Genomic DNA, 15,505 nt, shown 5'->3' on the forward strand with positions numbered 1-15,505 from the left:
GGTGGGGACAAAATTTGTCCCCAAAGAGAAAGGGCCTACGGTTTTCACCGTAGGCCCTTTGATTTCAGTGGTGCCGCGACACAGATTTGAACTGCGGACACGGGGATTTTCAGTCCCCTGCTCTACCAACTGAGCTATCGCGGCACGTTCGAGGGGTTGCTTCTATCTAAGCCGTCACAAGTTGGCAAGAACTTTTTTAACTCCCGCCATATCGATCGTAAAACCTAGTCCCGGAAATGGCCGGCGATGATTTCCGCGTCTTCTGGGCGGGAGCGGGCATCCAGTTCCTTGGCTTCGCCATGGCAGCGGTAGTTGCCCTCCAGACTGGAAACGTAGCCGGCGGAGATGACCCTGGAGTAGGGGATGACCTCGCGCAGTTCTTCGTGGCGAATGCGGTCCGGGAAGAGCAAGGGCACGGAGTGCCCGGAGAAGTCCTCGAAGATGATGTATTTCACGAAGCAGGCTCCGGTTCGGAGGTGGTATCGCTGCTTCCGGGCATAGCAGAGCCGGAGGTATCCGGCAAGGCCGTTTCGGCTTGCGGCAAGCCGCCCTGGAGCTTGCGGATCACGGCCTTGGACGGAATCATGCCCGTGGCCGCTGCAGAGACGATGTTGCCCGCTACGCCGGGGCCGTCGCCCGCCACGTAAAGTCCTTGCACCGAAGTCATGAGGTCGTTGTTCGTCTCGATCTGCGTGGCGAAGAATTTTATCTCCGGCGCGTAGAGCAGGGTTTCATCGTTGGATACGCCCGGCACCACGAGGTTGAGCTTCTCCAGACCCTCGATGAGGTTGGTCAGGATGCGCTCGGGCAGGGCCATGGCAAGATCTCCGCAGGTGACATTCTGCAGGGTAGGCTCGATGTAGCCCTTCTTGACCCGGTTCCAGGTGGAGCGCCGGCCGCGTTTCAAGTCTCCGAAGCGCTGCAATATGGGCTTGCCGCCGCCGATGAGCGTGGCCAGACGGCCGATGGCCTCGCCATAGGCCTGATTGTCGGTCACGGGTTCGGTGAGCACGACCTTGGACAGGAAGGCGAAGTTGGTGTTTTCGCTTTTCTTGTCCATGAAGGCATGGCCGTTGACGCAAACGAAGTCCTGGTAGTTCTCCAGGGCCACGAACCCGCCGCGGTTGGTGCAGAAAGTGCGTGTGGAGTCGTCGTATTTGGGCGTCTGCACGAAGAAGGTCGGGTCGTAGATGATGCTGGTCAGGTCGCTCATGACATCGTTGTGCACCTCGACGCGCACGCCGACTTCGATGCCGCGCTGGCTCATGCTCAGGCCGAGCCTGCCGGCCACCTTGCCAACCCACTCGGCTCCTACGCGTCCCGGGGCCAGCACCACGTTGGGCGCCTGGTACACGCCTTGCGGAGTGACCACGCCCGTGACGCGACCCTCGTCCACGAGCACGTCCAGGACCTCCTCGGAGGTCTGGATGGTTACGCCCTTGCTGCGGATGTACTCGGCCATGCGCGTGATGTGGCTCGGCAGGTAGTCGGTGCCCAGATGCTTCTGGCGGATGAGCAGCAGGTCGATGCCGACTTTCTTGGCCTGCTTGCGGATGGCCTGGGCGGCGTCCATGTCAGTGGGGTAGACCGGCCCGTCCATGCCGAAGCGGTTGAAGACTTCCTCGGTTTCCTCGATAAGCTTAACGGCTTCGGAGCGGGGCATGAACTGGGTCAGGTCGGTCTTGCCCAATTTGTGGATGAAGTTGAGCTTGCCGTCGGAGAACAGGCCCGCGCCGCCAATGCCGCACAGGATATTGCAGGGTTTGCACTTGGTGCAGTAAGTCCACTCGCTTATGGGACATTTGCGGCTTTTAGGGCCTTTGCCCTTTTCCAGCACGAGCACGTTCAGATTCGAGTGCTCGGCGAAATACCAAGCCGAGAAGAGCCCGGCCGGCCCGCCGCCTACGATGATCACGTCAAAATTCTTTTGTCCGGCCTTGGGTGTCTTGACCATATTCGTCTCCTGATGCGTAGTCCTTGGGCAGGCGCAACCCTTCGCGGGCGCATTGGCCCGGCAAGCCCTGCGGCGTGCGTGAAACATGCGTTTGCGTGCAGGTTGGCCATGGCGTCGCGTGGCCTCATGCCAACCGGCGGACGCCAGCCCGGAATTTCAAGCTTATGTATTATTATGAGGTTAATGCAAGAGAAAAGAATCGGGGCGGCGAGCTAGGCCTTTCGCTCGCGATCGAAATCGCGCAGGCCGTGGCGACGGACAGCTCGACTGCGGGGCATGCCGCCGAGCAGAAAATCTGAAAATGGAACACCTCTATTTTCCAGGAGTATTTTCTTGCTGGCATGAAATGCCACACAGCCAAGGGCAAAGGCGACGGAGAGATCGTGAACTGGCAGGGCCCAGAGCGGGGCGGCCGGCATGAGGCCTAGTCGAGGCAGAGCCAGAAGCGCGCCGCTCATGGCGGCGCAGGTCAGGCCGATGGTCACGGCCTGAGCGTACATGCGTTGGCCTGGCGTATAGCGGCCGCGATGCTCGGACGGTCCACGACCGCGCAGGAATCGCAGGTTGTCGCGCACGGCCCATTTGAGGGCTGCCTTGGGCGGTACGGTGAAAACCGTGACCAGAAAACGCATGGCCGGACGAGGTCGCAAAGCGACCAGCAGCAGCATGGTCATAGACCATGTCAGGCCGGCCAGGATATGCGTCAGGAGCAGAGCCTCGCCACTGGCGAAGAGTCTGTGCAGGAATCGGGGCCAAGCGGCCAGTTCGTACTCAGGGATGCCAGATGGCGTTAAAGCCAAGCCCGTGGCCAACAGAAACATCACGCAGCCCGCATTTAACCAGTGAATGGCCAGAGCGAGAATGCCATGACGGCGCATAACCGGCTCAGGCGGCCGCAGCATTTCACGTAGGGCAACCATTCAGGCCTCCATGTGGGGACGCGCGCGCATCGCGACAACGTTATGCGTTACTTCCATGGGCCGCATCACTCCCTTATGCTGCAGCATGCATGTCCATTCATAGCATCCAAGGCAGCCAGCATATGGGACTATGCAGGGTTACGAGCGTAATGGCTATCAGACGACATCTTATGGTTATGTCAGCCTGATTCCTACACTTTAATGAGAGAGACGAGTGAGGTGAGCAACAGAGGGAGTCGATGCGTCGCGGGGCAGATTCTGCGGAAAGGCGCGTGGGTCCAGGAGGTCATACCGCCTGGGGGAGAGTTCTGGAGAGGGATACAGCTCTTTTCTAGGGCCTGTTCACACTAAAGCAGTTTATGAATGAAGATAAGGGCCCAGGGAAATTGCTTTAAACGTAACGCGCTATAATAGCTGTTGTTCTTATATAGCGTTAACAGGCCCTAGAGCAATTTGCGTTTGAACTGAGAGAGGGCGCTGCCCTCTCTCAGACTCTCTCCCGGCAGGGAGCGGCGCTCCCTGCACCCCCATTTTCTAATTTCATGTGCAAGGTGCTGTAAAAGCAATCTGCTCTAGGCTGCCCGTTCCTGCCGGGCGGGCGGAGCCATGAACTCCGGGCCTACGGGGTCCTTGACGAACATCTCGACAATGCGGTCCACCTCGCGCATGCCTTCCTCGTCCATATTCCAGTGCAGCACACCTTCGATGGACTCCATCTGCTTCGGGCTGCGGCCGCCCCAGATGGCGATGTTCGAGCCATGGTCCAGTACCCAGCGTACGGCCAAGCTGAGCACGTCGTGGTCGTAGTGCTCGCGGGACAGATAGAACAGGCGGTTCACGGCCTCCAGATATTGGTCGAAGCGCGGCTGCTGGAATTTGGGGTCTATCTTGCGCAGGTCGTCGCCTGTGAACTTCCGGTCCCTGTCCAGTTTGCCGGAAAGCAGCCCACGGCATAGCGCGCCATAGGTCATGAGCGTGATGCCGTGCTTTTTGCAGTAGGGCATGACATCCTGCTCGATGCCGCGCTCGAAGATATTGTAGGGCGGCTGGCATACATGCAATGGCGCATACTGGCGGAACTCCTCCATCTGCTCGGATGAGAAGTTGCTCACGCCGATGGCCTTGATCAGGCCCTGCTCGTGCAATTCGCGCATGGCACCGGCGGTCTCTTGCATGGGCGTTCGAGGATCGGGCCAATGCACGAAATAAACGTCGATGTGCTGCACGCCAAGGCGCTCCAGCGACTGGTCGATTTCCTCAGCAATGCGCTCGGCACGGGCGTCGCGGAAGACTCGGCCGTCGTCCCAGTTGAGGCCGCACTTGGTGGCGATGCGCACCTTGTCTCGGTTTTCGTACTCGGCCAGGGCTTTGCCCAAGATCTTTTCGGATGTGCCGAAACCATAGACTGGAGCGGTGTCCACCAGGGTCACCCCTTTGTCCAGAGCCGCGTGGATGGTCTCTATGGACTGACGTTCTTCCGTGCCGCCCCACATCCAGCCGCCTATTGCCCAGGTGCCCAGGCTTATGCGCGAGACTCGCGAGTCCAAACCGGGAATGGTCGTTAATTCCATGCCGTCCTCCTTGGGAGTGAGTGTCCTAGTCTCCAAGCCTAGCACCAATGGCCGCACAGGGGAACGCCGCCAGCGCAGACAGGTGAGTCGGAGCTTTCCCGCCGGTCCAAAAACTGATACTTCCCGGCCCCTGACACCATGACAAGGATACCCATGCGCACGGCCATTCTCCTGACAGCCTACGGTTCGCGCCACCCTCGCGCCCAGGCCTCGTTCGAGTACATCGAGCGCCAGGTGGCCGGACTGTTCCCCGGCATCGAGGTGCGCTGGTGCTTCACGTCCAAGAACGTACGCAGGCTGCGCGAGGCCGATTCGCCCGCCGAGGCTTTGGAGCGCTTGCGCGAGGAGGGCTTCGAGGCCGTCTGCGTGCAGTCCCTGCATATTATTCCCGGAGCCGAGTACGAGGAGATGCTTGCTGCCACCGCGTGTGCGGCCGGTTTCACGCGTCTGGAAACCGGCCTGCCGCTATTAGCCGGAGCTGGCGACACGGCCCGTGTGGCTCACGCGCTGCTGCGCCTTTTGCCGGATAGTTTTGCCGAATGCCCGGCGGGATGCTGCGCGGTCTTTCTCGGCCACGGCACGTCCCATCCCGGCAACGTTCACTATGATGCCCTGGCTCGGGAGCTGGCGAACCTCAATCCGCGCGCCTTTCTGGGCACCCTGGAGGCGGGGCCGGACGCGGCTACCGTGCGGAACGCCCTGCTGGCCGCCGGATGTCGTGAAGCCTTTCTTGTGCCGTTCTTTTTCACCGCGGGAGTGCACGTGGCCAACGACATGCTCGGCGACGGCCCGGAATCCTGGACTTCGGTCCTGGTCGATGCGGGCATCCAGGCCCGGCCCATCGTGCGTGGTGCGGGCGAGTGCGATTGCCTGGTGGCCATCTGGATGGATCATCTGGCCGAGGCCATGGCCAGACTGGACGCATAGACGAATCGGGAGCAATCCTCGCCGTTCCGCCCCATGTAGGTGGATTTTAAAGCAAAGCACTCTCCATCTTTTGCTTAAGCAGCCGCAGGCGGCCTCCGATAATAAGCCAGCCGCTGGGCGTGGGGCTCGAAGGCGGTTTCGAGCTGACGAAGCTCGGGAACCGTCAGGGGCTCGAACTCACGCGCGGCCTGGGCCAGGGTGCGCACGTGCCCCGGCTTGGAGCAGCCTACGATGACCAGTGTCACGTCGTGGGACAAGGCGTAGCGCAAGAGCAGCTCCGCTGTCAGTCCGCTTTGCTGGTTCAGGTAATAGCCCGCACCGAAGACCTTCATGCCGATGACCGCCAGCCCCTTGTCCCGCGCCGCGGGCAGGGTTTCGGTCAGAAATCCGCCCAGCACGCCCTCCACCGGATTGACCGGCAACAGGACCGCATCAATGGGCCAATCGCGCACGCAGCGGGTCAGGATGGCCGGATCGTGATGGCCCGTGACGCCGATATGCCGCACGCGGCCCGCTTTGCGCGCCTCCAGAAAAGCTTCAAGAGCACCATCGCGCGCCTCGATTTCTTCGATGTCCGCTTCGGTGCGCACGTCATGGATTTGCCACAGGTCGAGCCAGTCGGTGCCCAGGTTATCCAGCGTGGTATCCAGCTCACGCAATGCGCCTTCACGGCTGCGCTGGGCCGATTTGCTCGTATGGAACACGCGCTCTCGCGCCCCTGGATTGGCCCGCCAGAAAGCGCCAAGATACTTTTCGCTGCCGGCATAGGCCCGAGCCGTATCGAAGTAACCGATGCCCTGGGCCAGGGCCGCGTCGAGCATTTCGCCGGCGCGTTCTTCCTCGCCGAAGGTGCGCAGAACTCCCTCGCCGCCAAGACCGACGCGGGTGACTTGGACGTCCGTATCCCCGAAATTGGCTGTGGGTATGGTCTCGGCCATGTTTCCCTCCTTCAGCGATCTCAGATCTCGTTGCGTAGCCTGAGATCCAGCGGATGTGGGCGCAGATAGTACTGCTCGGCCAGATAAGCCTTGTCGTACTTGCGCACGAAATGGTTGAGCAGGGTCACGGGCACGATGAGCGGCACGTTGCCCTGCCGGTAATGCTCGATTAGCTCCAGGGCCTCCTGTTTCTCGTCCGGGGCCAGTTCTTTCTTGAAGTGCCCCAGGATGTGCTGCAGCACGTTGGCGTGCTTGCGAGGCGTGGCCCTGATCCTGAGGCCTTCCATGAGCGTGCGGGCGTAGCGCGCGAGCAGCTCGGGCAACGCTAGCTCCTTGCCGTGGGCCACCAGCCTGCCCAGCTCGTCATAGTGCTTGCGGCTGTGGGCCATGAGCTGGAGCTTGAGTTTGGTATGAAAGGAAACCAGACCGCCCAGGCTTGGACTGGAGGCCTGGAAGCTCTGCCAGGCGTGCATAACGAAGAGCCGTTCGATGAAGTTTTCGCGGAGAGCGGGGTCGTGCAGCCTGCCGTCGTCCTCCACAGGCAGCAGCGGAAAGCGTTCCATGAACAGCCGGGGAAAGATGCCCGCGCCTTTGAGCACCGGCTGTCCGCCTCCTTCGGGATAGACCTTGATCCGCTCCATGCCGCTGGACGGGCTGCGGCTCTTGAAGATGAAGCCGGACAGTTCCTCGCGGGACAGCTCCTCTACCTTGCGTTCCGCCCAGGCGCGCATGCGTTCGGTATGGTCCACGCGGCTCTCGCGCGTGACCAACCTGGGCATTGCGGGATCGCCCACCAGGCGTAAAGCTTCGCGAGGTATGGGCAGTCCGCATTCCACCTCCGGGCACACGTGCACGAAATCCATGTAACGACCCAGGGTCCGCGCAATGTACTGGTCGAGCTGGTGCCCGCCATCGTAGCGGACCTTATGGCCCAACAGGCAGGCGCTGATGCCCACGTGCATGCGTTCGCTGGACATGTCGCTCCTTACCGGTCATTCCCCGGCGAAAAACACGGACTCTCCGGCCGCGCCCGGCAAAGCCAGCAGGATGGTGTAACGCCCCCCATGAGGAGTCGCCGTGAGCGTCACGGAGCCCATGCATTTTTTGGCTGCAAGTCTGGCTATGGGCAGGCCGAAGCCCGTACCCAAGGGCCTGGTAGAGTAAAAAGGCTCGAACAGTGCCTCGATCATGTCCGGGTCGGGCGATGGACCGGAGTTCTCTATTTCTATCTGCAAGAAACCGGGCGTGGCGGTGGAAGGCCGTGAAGCGATTCGCAACCTGGGATTGGCCTTGTCCATGGCTTCCAGACAGTTTCTGAGCGTCTGCAGGAATAGGGGGCGCAGACAGCGTTCGTCGCCCCTGACCAGCGCATTGTTCTCCGCAAGCGCAAGTTCGGGCTCGAAATCGGGCGACGGATATTCCGGGCGCAATATCTGCAAGGTCTCCAACACAAGTTGGGGCACGGAGCAGATTTCGAACTCAGGCTTCAGGTTGAGGATGTCTACGTAGGTGCCTACAGCCTTGACCAGTCGTTCCAGGCGCACAGCCTCTTCGAAGATGGCTTCGCTGTGCTCCTGGGCATCGGTGCAGGGTCCTTTTGTGCGGCGTATGCGCATGGCGTTGCCGCCGATGACCGTTAGCGGATTGCGCAGCTGGTGGGCCACGCCCATCATGACCTCGGTGTCGCAACGCTGAGTGGAGCTGATGAAGGCGTCCGTGGCCAGGAGCATGCAGAAGTCCAGCAGCGCGTCCACGGTTCGCAGCACTTTGCGCAGCTCCGGGATCGGAACCTCGCGCTCGGCCATGTCGCGGCAGTAACGGCGCGTATACCCATAGGCCAAATCGATGAAGCGCTGATCAATGCCCAAAGCCACATGTAGGACGCCGCTGCGCCAGACCATGTTGATGAAGCGTTCGTCGAGCCCACTGGTCCATAGGGCGCGGAACCAGTATTCCCAGGAGCGACGCAGCCGTCCGGGACTGCTCTCCATATGCAGCATGAGCTGAGTCTGGGCGAAACGATCGAATTTGGCGTACAATTGGTCGGCGTAATCCTTGGCATACGTGACGAAAACTTCGCTATAGGGCGCAAGCACTGCCATGGCCTCGTCCTGCAGCTGCAGCTCGCTGCGGAAGTAGGCCATGCGTTCCAACGGGGCCGTGGACTCGAGCAAGCGCGTGCGTTCGGACTCGGCATTGGGCTGGGGCATGGTTCAGGGGTATCCCAAATACTGGTGTGTGGGAAGGGTGGGCTGGAAAAACCCTGCATGCTCATCCGGCGGTAATTGTTGACTCCTGATTCACAAGCCGTTAGGCGAAGTGTTTTTGTAGGTGTATCCATGGACAACGCGACGATCAAAGTTATCTTTTTCGACTTCGGCGGAGTGATCGCCGAGGAGGGCTTTGCCCAGGGCATAAGGGTCATCGCGGCGCAGAACGGCCGCGAGCCTGAAGTCTTCTTCGAGGATGTGCGCCAGGTCATCTTCAAGACCGGCTATGTCTATGGTCGTTGCGACGAGCAGGCCTTCTGGACCGCGCTGCAAACCGAGATGAACTTGCGCGTCGGCGGTCCCGAGACTTGGCGGGAGGAAATCCTTTCGCGTTTCGTGCCCCGCCCGTGGATGATCGATCTGGTCCGCGCAACGCGCACGCGAGGATTGCAGGCCGCAATTTTGAGTGATCAGGTCAACTGGCTGGCCGAATTGAACCAAAAGCACGGCTTTTTCGGCGAGTTCCATAAAGTCTTCAATAGCTGGGACTACGGCTGGACCAAGAGTGAGCCGGAGTTCTTCCATCTGGCCCTGGAAGCCATGGGTGTGCGGCCGAACGAGGCCCTGCTGATTGATGACGCCACGACCAATGTGACGGTGGCCCGGCAGGTGGGACTGTCCGCCATCCTCTATGAAGATCGGGCGTCCTTCGCGCGCGAGCTGGCCGCCTGCCTGCCAGATATGGCCGACATGACGGCCGTGGCCGCTGGAAACTAAGTCCGGGCCACAGCGAATCTCAAGGAGAGAACATGCATAAGCCTTCCATAAGCATCTGCCCCGAGGGCATCGTGTACATAGCCTTCGGCGCCCTGGCCACATTGGTCTTCGCGCTGCTGGGCTGGGCCGTGCCCACGGTCATTTTCCTCATACTCACGGCCTTCACCCTGAATTTCTTTCGCGATCCCGAGCGTATTACGCCCGAAGATCCGAATCTGGCCGTGTCGCCGGCTGACGGCAAGGTCGTCAAGGTGGCCGAGATGGCCGATCCGTTCACGGGCGAGCCGCGCATGGCCATCTGCGTGTTCATGAACGTGTTCAATGTGCACGTGAACCGCATGGCCATGTCCGGCGAGATCACGGGCATTCGCTATCATGCAGGCAAGTTCTTCAACGCAAGTTTGGATAAGGCCTCGCAGCACAACGAGCGCAACGCCGTGACCTTCCGCGATGCCGAAGGCAGCCAGTGGACCATGGTGCAGATCGCGGGACTCATCGCCCGGCGCATCGTCTGCTGGGCCCAGCCTGGGGATCGCCTGACGAGGGGAGAGCGCTTCGGCGTCATCAAGTTTGGGTCCAGAGTTGACCTCTACCTGCCAAGCGGATACGTTCCGGTCGTGGCCGTCGGGGACCAGGTATTTGCTGGTCAGACGGCAATCGCCAAAAAAAGAGCATAATACCCGTGATGTCTGAAGAGCGCCGCAAGCTCCCCTTTCATAAGGGGATCTACATCCTCCCCAACCTCATGACCACGGCCAGCCTGTGCGCCGGCTTTCTGGGCATGATCATGGCCATGGATGGTCGTTTCGAGATGTCCGCCTTGGCCATCCTCATCAGTTGCGTGCTCGACGGTCTGGACGGCAAGATCGCACGACTGACTCGCTCATCCAGCGAGTTCGGCGTGCAGTACGACTCCCTGGCCGATGTCGTGGCCTTCGGAGTCACCCCGGCCTTCCTGGCCTACAACTGGCTGCTCAAGGATTTCGGCCGGCTGGGCCTCATGGCCTGCTTCCTGTTCATCGCCTGCGGCGCGCTGCGCCTGGCGCGTTTCAACATCCAGACCAAGGTCGTGTCCAAGAAGCACTTCATCGGTCTGCCCATTCCGGCAGCCGGGTGCACTTTGGCCACGCTCGTCTATTTCGCGGCCTACCTGCCCGAGTCAATCGTGCAGACCGTCCTGCCCTCGGCCACGCTTATCATGGTCTACTGCTTGTCCTTCCTCATGGTCAGCAAGGTCCGCTACGCCTCCTTCAAGGATTACGGCTGGTTCAAGGCCCACCCCTTCGGGTCCATGATCACGGCCATCCTGCTCTTCGTGCTCATCGCCTCCGAGCCCAAGCTGCTCGGCTTCCTGTTCCTCTTCGGTTACGCCGTATTCGGCATCTTCTACACCTTCCTGGTCCTAGCCAAGAAGCATCCCAAGCTACTACGCGAGCACAGCGAGCTATCGTAGCAGCCTCTTCCATCCGTACATCCATCAGCTCCTTGCGTTAAACGGGGCGGACGACCGGACCGGAGGGCCTACGAGGGCTCCGGGTGCCGGAAGTTCGTCTTGTAACTTATTGTATCCCCATAGTATCACCCTTGAGGAGAGATCATGAGCCAGAGAATCTTCATCTTCGACACGACGTTGCGGGATGGCGAGCAATCGCCTGGCGCGACCATGAATCAAAGCGAAAAGGTGCGCCTGGCGCGTCAGCTCGAATCCCTGGGCGTGGATATCATCGAGGCGGGTTTCCCGGCTTCCAGCCAGGGCGACTTCGAAGCCGTGCAGGCCATTGCCGCGGAGGTCAGGGGCTGCCAGGTGGCCGGTTTGTGCCGCGCCCTGGACAAAGACATCGACCGCGCCTGGGATGCCATCAAGGGCGGCGCGAACCCGCGCATTCATACCTTTCTGGCCACCAGCCCTCTGCACATGACCTACAAGCTGCGCAAGGAGCCGGCGCAGGTCATCGAAATGATCGACCACGCCGTGCGTCATGCGAGCAAGTATACGACCAACGTGGAGTTCTCTGCCGAGGACGGCTCGCGCTCCGAGTGGGAGTTTCTGGCCAGATGTGTGGACACGGCCATCAAGGCCGGCGCCACGACGATCAACATCCCGGACACCGTGGGCTACACCCAGCCCGATGAATTCGCGGCGCTCATCCGCTACCTGCTGGAGAAAGTCCCGGACAGCGACAAGGCCGTGTTCAGCGTGCATTGCCACAATGACCTGGGCTTGGCCGTGGCCAATACATTGGCCGCTCTGCGCGCCGGCGCGCGCCAGGCCGAGGTGACGCTCTCGGGCATCGGCGAGCGCGCGGGTAACGCCTCCATGGAGCAGGTGGTCATGAACCTGACCACCCGTGCCGATCTCTACAAATTGGAAACCGGCATCAAGACCGAGCAGATTTATCCCTCCTGCCGTCTGCTCTCACGCATCATCGGCCAGCCGATTCCGCCCTACAAGCCCATTATCGGCGGCAACGCCTTTGCCCATGAGTCGGGCATCCACCAGGACGGAATGCTCAAGAACCGTCAGACATACGAAATCATGACTCCGGAATCCATCGGCCGCTCGGGCACGGACATGGTGCTCGGCAAGCACTCGGGCCGCGCCGCGCTCGTGGCCAAGATCAAGGAATTGGGCTTCAACGGCCTGAACGAGGAGCAGGTCAATCTGGTTTTCGAAGCGGTCAAGCGGCTGGCGGACAAGAAAAAGAAGATTTTCGCCGAGGACGTGGAAGCCCTCATCCTGGAGGAGATTTACCGCATCCCGGATCACTACGGTCTGCTCAAGCTCACCGTGCTCTCGGGCGATACGAACATTGCGCCCACGGCCGCGGTGAAGATGATCGTGGACGGCGAGGAGAAACAGCTTTCAGGCTTCGGCGTGGGACCGGTGGACGCGGTGTTCAACACCATCGCGACCATCATAGGCCGCAAGCCGGGCCTGCTCGAATATGCCGTGAGCTCCATCACGGGCGGCACCGACGCCCAGGGCGAGGTTACGGTCAAAATAGAGGAAAACGGCATGACCAGCGTGGGGCGAGGAGCCGACGGCGACATCATTGTAGCCAGCGCCAAGGCCTATATAAATGCACTCAACCGACTGGCCAAGAAAAAAGAGGAACGGACATGCGTTACACTTTAGCCCAGAAAATTTTGCAACGGGGCAGCCGGGAGCCTATCGGAGAGGCCGGCAGCATCGCCCGCTGCGCCGTGTCCCTGGTGCTTGCCAACGACATCACCGCGCCGCTGGCCATCAAGTCCTTCCGGGGCATGGGTGCGCGCAAGGTCTTTGACAAAGACCGCGTGGCCCTGGTCATGGACCACTTCACGCCGCAAAAGGACATCGCTTCGGCCGAGCAGGTCAAGGGCGTGCGCCAGTTCGCCCGCGAGATGGGCATCACGCACTACTACGAGGGCGGCGATTGCGGCGTGGAACATGCTCTGTTGCCTGAGTTGGGCTTGGTCGGCCCCGGCGATATCGTGGTCGGCGCGGACAGCCACACCTGCACCTACGGCGGGCTGGGCGCTTTCGCCACTGGCATGGGCTCCACGGATATCGCCGCGGCCATGGCCCTTGGCGAGAACTGGTTCAAGGTGCCGCCCACCATCCGCGTGGAGTTCTCGGGCAAGCTGCCGAAAAACGTCGGAGCCAAGGACCTCATCCTGTTCCTTATCGGCCAGATCGGCGTGGCCGGCGCGCTGTACAAGGCCCTGGAATTCGGGGGGCAGGTCATTGCCGACCTGGACGTGGAAGGCCGCCTGACCATGGCCAACATGGCCATCGAGGCCGGTGGCAAGGCTGGGCTCTTCCCTGCCGACGACAAGACTCTGGCCTATTGCATGGAACACGGGCGCGGCGCGGCCGAGAGCATCTTCCCCGATCCCGGCGCGGAGTACGAGCGCGTGCTCAAGTACGACGTGTCCGCCATGGCTCCGCAGGTGGCCTGTCCGCACCTGCCCGAGAATGTGAAGCCAGTGGGCGAGGTGAAGAACGTGAGCGTGGACCAGGTGGTCATCGGCTCCTGCACCAACGGCCGCATCAGCGACATGCGCGAGGCCGCGGCGGTGCTCAAGGGCCGCAAGGTGGCCAAGGGCGTGCGCTGCATCATCATCCCGGCCACGCCGGCCATCTGGCGGCAGTCCATGGACGAAGGATTGTTTCAGGTCTTCATGGACGCCGGCGCCATTGTCAGCCCACCCACCTGCGGACCGTGCCTGGGCGGACACATGGGCATTCTGGCCGGCGGGGAGAGGGCCATCGCCACGACCAACCGCAACTTCAAGGGTCGCATGGGCAGCCTTGAGAGCGAGGTCTACCTGGCCAACCCGTCCGTGGCTGCGGCCAGCGCAGTAACCGGCGTCATCACCAACCCGAGCGACCTCTAGGAGCGAGCCATGAAATACACAGGCACGGCGCATAAGGTTGGCGCGCACATCGATACGGATGCCATCATTCCGGCCAAGTTCCTGGTCACTACCGACGCCCAGGAGCTCGGAGCCAACTGCATGGAAGGTCTGGAGCCCGGCTGGATCAAGCGTGTGAAACCCGGCGACATCATGGTCGCCGAAGAGAACTTCGGCTGCGGCTCCTCGCGCGAGCACGCGCCCATCGCCCTCAAGGGCGCGGGCATTCCGGTCGTGGTGGCGCATAGCTTCGCGCGCATCTTCTACCGCAATGCCTTCAACATGGGTCTTATCCTCATGGAGATTGGCGACAAGGTGAGCGAGATCAAGGACGGCGACAAACTGGAGATCGATCCTGATTCCGGGACCATCAGGAATGTTACCACGGGCGCGGTTATCCAGGGCAAGCCGGTGCCTCCGTCCATGCAGGAGCTTCTTGATGCGGGCGGCCTGGTGCCATACGTGAAGAAACGCTTGGCCAAGCAGGAGGCCTAAAATGAAGAACTACACCATCTGCGTGCTGGCCGGCGACGGCATCGGTCCCGAAATCATGGCCCAGGGCATCGCGGTTCTGCGCGCTGTGGCCGACAAATGCGGCTTCGGCCTGACCCTCACCGAGGGCCTCATCGGCGGCGCGGCCATCGACGCCACCGGCGGCCCGCTGCCCGCCGATACAGTGCGTCTGTGCAAGCAGGCCGATGCGGTCATGTTGGGCGCCGTGGGCGGCCCCAAGTGGGACAACATCGAGAAGGCTATCCGCCCTGAGCGCGGCCTGCTCGGCATCCGCAAGGAACTGGGGCTGTTCGCCAATTTGCGGCCGGCTACCATCTTCCCGGAGCTCAAGGCCGCCTGTCTGCTGCGGCCCGACATCGTGGAAGGCGGCATCGATATCATGATCGTGCGCGAGTTGACCGGCGACGTGTACTTTGGCGAGCCGAAAGGCGAGAAGACCGTGGACGGCGAGCGCGCGGGCTACAACACCATGATCTACCGTGAATCCGAGATCCGGCGCATCGCTCGCGTGGCCTTCGAGGCCGCGCGCAAGCGCGGGCGCAAGGTCTGCTCCGTGGACAAGGCCAACGTGCTGGATGTCTCGCAGCTCTGGCGCGAGATAGTCATCGACGAGCACAAGAACTACCCGGACGTGGAGCTGAGCCACATGTACGTGGACAACGCGGCCATGCAGCTCGTGCGCTGGCCCGCGCAGTTCGATGTCATCGTCACCGGCAACCTGTTCGGCGACATCCTCTCGGACGAGGCCGCGGTCATCACCGGTTCCATCGGCATGCTGCCCTCGGCCTCCCTGGGCGCACAAAACCCAGGCCTGTACGAGCCCATCCACGGCTCGCCCCCGGACATCGCCGGCCAGGACAAGGCCAACCCCCTGGCCACCATCCTGTCCGTGGCCATGCTGCTGCGCCACTCCTTCGACCAGGAGCAGGGCGCGGCCATGATCGAGAAGGCCGTGCGTACTGTACTCCAGCAGGGCTACCGAACTGGCGACATCATGCAGCAGGGTGCTCAGGGCCTGAAGCTGGTGGGCTGCCGCGAGATGGGTAAGCTGGTCGCCGCCAATTTGTAGGGTAACTCGTTGCAAGCCTCGGGCTTGCGAAGTTCCTCTATCGGTTCTGAAGAGTCGGGCATGAAAAGACCCCCACCAGATGTAGTCTGGTGGGGGTCTCGTTTATCTCAAGGCAAGCTGGCGGGAGAATGAAAAGGCATAATGGCATGTAGACTAGAGCAGATTGCTTTTAAGACGCCCGCTCCGGCGTTGACGGCGCAAGTGAATTGCGCCTACGCCTGCGCGGCG

15 protein-coding genes and 1 tRNA gene are annotated in these 15,505 nt (G+C 61.5%); 8 read left to right on the forward strand and 8 right to left on the reverse strand.

From position 1 onward, the window contains the following. Positions 1-68: 68 nt before the first annotated feature. From H585_RS0107305 to H585_RS0107325, 5 genes are all read right to left on the reverse strand, one after another. Positions 69-144: transfer RNA gene (locus H585_RS0107305), tRNA-Phe, on the reverse strand. 80 nt (positions 145-224) lie between these two features. After that, a complete protein-coding gene (locus tag H585_RS0107310; protein WP_027367343.1) occupies positions 225-455 on the reverse strand; it encodes a hypothetical protein in 231 nt (76 codons plus the stop codon). Next, entirely contained in the window at positions 452-1,954 is a 1,503-nt protein-coding gene (locus H585_RS0107315) for an NAD(P)/FAD-dependent oxidoreductase (RefSeq protein WP_027367344.1), read from the reverse strand. Before H585_RS0107315 ends, H585_RS0107310 begins: the two co-directional genes overlap by 4 nt. A 212-nt stretch (positions 1,955-2,166) precedes the next feature. Further along, complete coding sequence (locus tag H585_RS0107320; protein ID WP_027367345.1) at positions 2,167-2,874, reverse strand: cytochrome b/b6 domain-containing protein; 708 nt, start codon at positions 2,872-2,874, stop codon at positions 2,167-2,169. Positions 2,875-3,446: 572 nt separating this feature from the next. Continuing rightward, positions 3,447-4,445: an aldo/keto reductase gene (locus H585_RS0107325; RefSeq protein WP_027367346.1), complete on the reverse strand. Its 999-nt coding sequence runs from the start codon at positions 4,443-4,445 to the stop codon at positions 3,447-3,449. 153 nt (positions 4,446-4,598) lie between these two features. Here H585_RS0107325 and H585_RS0107330 point away from each other — a divergent pair, with 153 nt between their 5' ends. Next, positions 4,599-5,372 (forward strand): sirohydrochlorin cobaltochelatase, encoded by a 774-nt coding sequence (locus tag H585_RS0107330; protein ID WP_027367347.1) that lies wholly within the window; start codon positions 4,599-4,601, stop codon positions 5,370-5,372. 74 nt (positions 5,373-5,446) lie between these two features. Here H585_RS0107330 and H585_RS0107335 read toward each other — a convergent pair whose 3' ends face one another. Genes H585_RS0107335 through H585_RS0107345 form a run of 3 tightly spaced genes read right to left on the reverse strand, consistent with a single transcriptional unit; the run spans position 5,447 to position 8,520 of the window. Beyond that, positions 5,447-6,310 carry an aldo/keto reductase gene (locus H585_RS0107335; protein ID WP_027367348.1) on the reverse strand — a complete coding sequence of 288 codons (864 nt, stop codon included), beginning with the start codon at positions 6,308-6,310 and terminating at the stop codon, positions 5,447-5,449. A gap of 20 nt (positions 6,311-6,330) precedes the next feature. Next, the gene (locus H585_RS0107340) at positions 6,331-7,287 is read right to left on the reverse strand and encodes a YbgA family protein (RefSeq protein WP_027367349.1); all 957 of its coding nucleotides are present in this window, start codon (positions 7,285-7,287) and stop codon (positions 6,331-6,333) included. 15 nt (positions 7,288-7,302) lie between these two features. Continuing rightward, entirely contained in the window at positions 7,303-8,520 is a 1,218-nt protein-coding gene (locus H585_RS0107345) for a protoglobin domain-containing protein (protein WP_027367350.1), read from the reverse strand. 129 nt (positions 8,521-8,649) lie between these two features. Between H585_RS0107345 and H585_RS0107350 the strand changes: the two genes are divergently transcribed. The 7 genes from H585_RS0107350 to leuB all read left to right on the forward strand — a co-directional run bounded on the left by H585_RS0107350 (position 8,650) and on the right by leuB (position 15,277). Next, on the forward strand, positions 8,650-9,297 hold the full coding sequence (locus H585_RS0107350) for an HAD family hydrolase (protein WP_027367351.1): 648 nt from the start codon (positions 8,650-8,652) through the stop codon (positions 9,295-9,297). Positions 9,298-9,329: 32 nt separating this feature from the next. Further along, positions 9,330-9,974 carry a phosphatidylserine decarboxylase family protein gene (locus tag H585_RS0107355; RefSeq protein WP_005985843.1) on the forward strand — a complete coding sequence of 215 codons (645 nt, stop codon included), beginning with the start codon at positions 9,330-9,332 and terminating at the stop codon, positions 9,972-9,974. An 8-nt stretch (positions 9,975-9,982) separates the two neighbouring features. Next, entirely contained in the window at positions 9,983-10,750 is a 768-nt protein-coding gene (pssA, locus tag H585_RS0107360; protein WP_027367352.1) for a CDP-diacylglycerol--serine O-phosphatidyltransferase, read from the forward strand. Between the two features lie 144 nt (positions 10,751-10,894). Continuing rightward, the gene (locus tag H585_RS0107365; protein WP_027367353.1) at positions 10,895-12,433 is read left to right on the forward strand and encodes a 2-isopropylmalate synthase; all 1,539 of its coding nucleotides are present in this window, start codon (positions 10,895-10,897) and stop codon (positions 12,431-12,433) included. Then, positions 12,418-13,677 carry a 3-isopropylmalate dehydratase large subunit gene (gene leuC / locus H585_RS0107370; RefSeq protein ID WP_027367354.1) on the forward strand — a complete coding sequence of 420 codons (1,260 nt, stop codon included), beginning with the start codon at positions 12,418-12,420 and terminating at the stop codon, positions 13,675-13,677. Before H585_RS0107365 ends, leuC begins: the two co-directional genes overlap by 16 nt. Positions 13,678-13,686: 9 nt before the next feature. Beyond that, positions 13,687-14,190 (forward strand): 3-isopropylmalate dehydratase small subunit, encoded by a 504-nt coding sequence (locus tag H585_RS0107375; RefSeq protein WP_005985852.1) that lies wholly within the window; start codon positions 13,687-13,689, stop codon positions 14,188-14,190. A gap of 1 nt (position 14,191) precedes the next feature. Continuing rightward, entirely contained in the window at positions 14,192-15,277 is a 1,086-nt protein-coding gene (gene leuB / locus H585_RS0107380) for a 3-isopropylmalate dehydrogenase (RefSeq protein ID WP_027367355.1), read from the forward strand. Positions 15,278-15,505: the final 228 nt, after the last annotated feature.

Source organism: Desulfocurvibacter africanus subsp. africanus DSM 2603, assembly GCF_000422545.1.
Lineage (GTDB): Bacteria > Desulfobacterota > Desulfovibrionia > Desulfovibrionales > Desulfovibrionaceae > Desulfocurvibacter > Desulfocurvibacter africanus.

What these genes read in the sequence shown, in the direction of transcription:
- H585_RS0107315 (WP_027367344.1), bottom strand. Translation starts at nt 1,954, where the DNA reads ATGGTCAAGACACCCAAGGCCGGACAAAAGAATTTTGACGTGATCATC.
- H585_RS0107320 (WP_027367345.1), bottom strand. Translation starts at nt 2,874, where the DNA reads ATGGTTGCCCTACGTGAAATGCTGCGGCCGCCTGAGCCGGTTATGCGC.
- H585_RS0107325 (WP_027367346.1), bottom strand. Translation starts at nt 4,445, where the DNA reads ATGGAATTAACGACCATTCCCGGTTTGGACTCGCGAGTCTCGCGCATA.
- H585_RS0107330 (WP_027367347.1), top strand. Translation starts at nt 4,599, where the DNA reads ATGCGCACGGCCATTCTCCTGACAGCCTACGGTTCGCGCCACCCTCGC.
- H585_RS0107335 (WP_027367348.1), bottom strand. Translation starts at nt 6,310, where the DNA reads ATGGCCGAGACCATACCCACAGCCAATTTCGGGGATACGGACGTCCAA.
- H585_RS0107340 (WP_027367349.1), bottom strand. Translation starts at nt 7,287, where the DNA reads ATGTCCAGCGAACGCATGCACGTGGGCATCAGCGCCTGCCTGTTGGGC.
- H585_RS0107345 (WP_027367350.1), bottom strand. Translation starts at nt 8,520, where the DNA reads ATGCCCCAGCCCAATGCCGAGTCCGAACGCACGCGCTTGCTCGAGTCC.
- H585_RS0107350 (WP_027367351.1), top strand. Translation starts at nt 8,650, where the DNA reads ATGGACAACGCGACGATCAAAGTTATCTTTTTCGACTTCGGCGGAGTG.
- H585_RS0107355 (WP_005985843.1), top strand. Translation starts at nt 9,330, where the DNA reads ATGCATAAGCCTTCCATAAGCATCTGCCCCGAGGGCATCGTGTACATA.
- pssA (WP_027367352.1), top strand. Translation starts at nt 9,983, where the DNA reads ATGTCTGAAGAGCGCCGCAAGCTCCCCTTTCATAAGGGGATCTACATC.
- H585_RS0107365 (WP_027367353.1), top strand. Translation starts at nt 10,895, where the DNA reads ATGAGCCAGAGAATCTTCATCTTCGACACGACGTTGCGGGATGGCGAG.
- leuC (WP_027367354.1), top strand. Translation starts at nt 12,418, where the DNA reads ATGCGTTACACTTTAGCCCAGAAAATTTTGCAACGGGGCAGCCGGGAG.
- H585_RS0107375 (WP_005985852.1), top strand. Translation starts at nt 13,687, where the DNA reads ATGAAATACACAGGCACGGCGCATAAGGTTGGCGCGCACATCGATACG.
- leuB (WP_027367355.1), top strand. Translation starts at nt 14,192, where the DNA reads ATGAAGAACTACACCATCTGCGTGCTGGCCGGCGACGGCATCGGTCCC.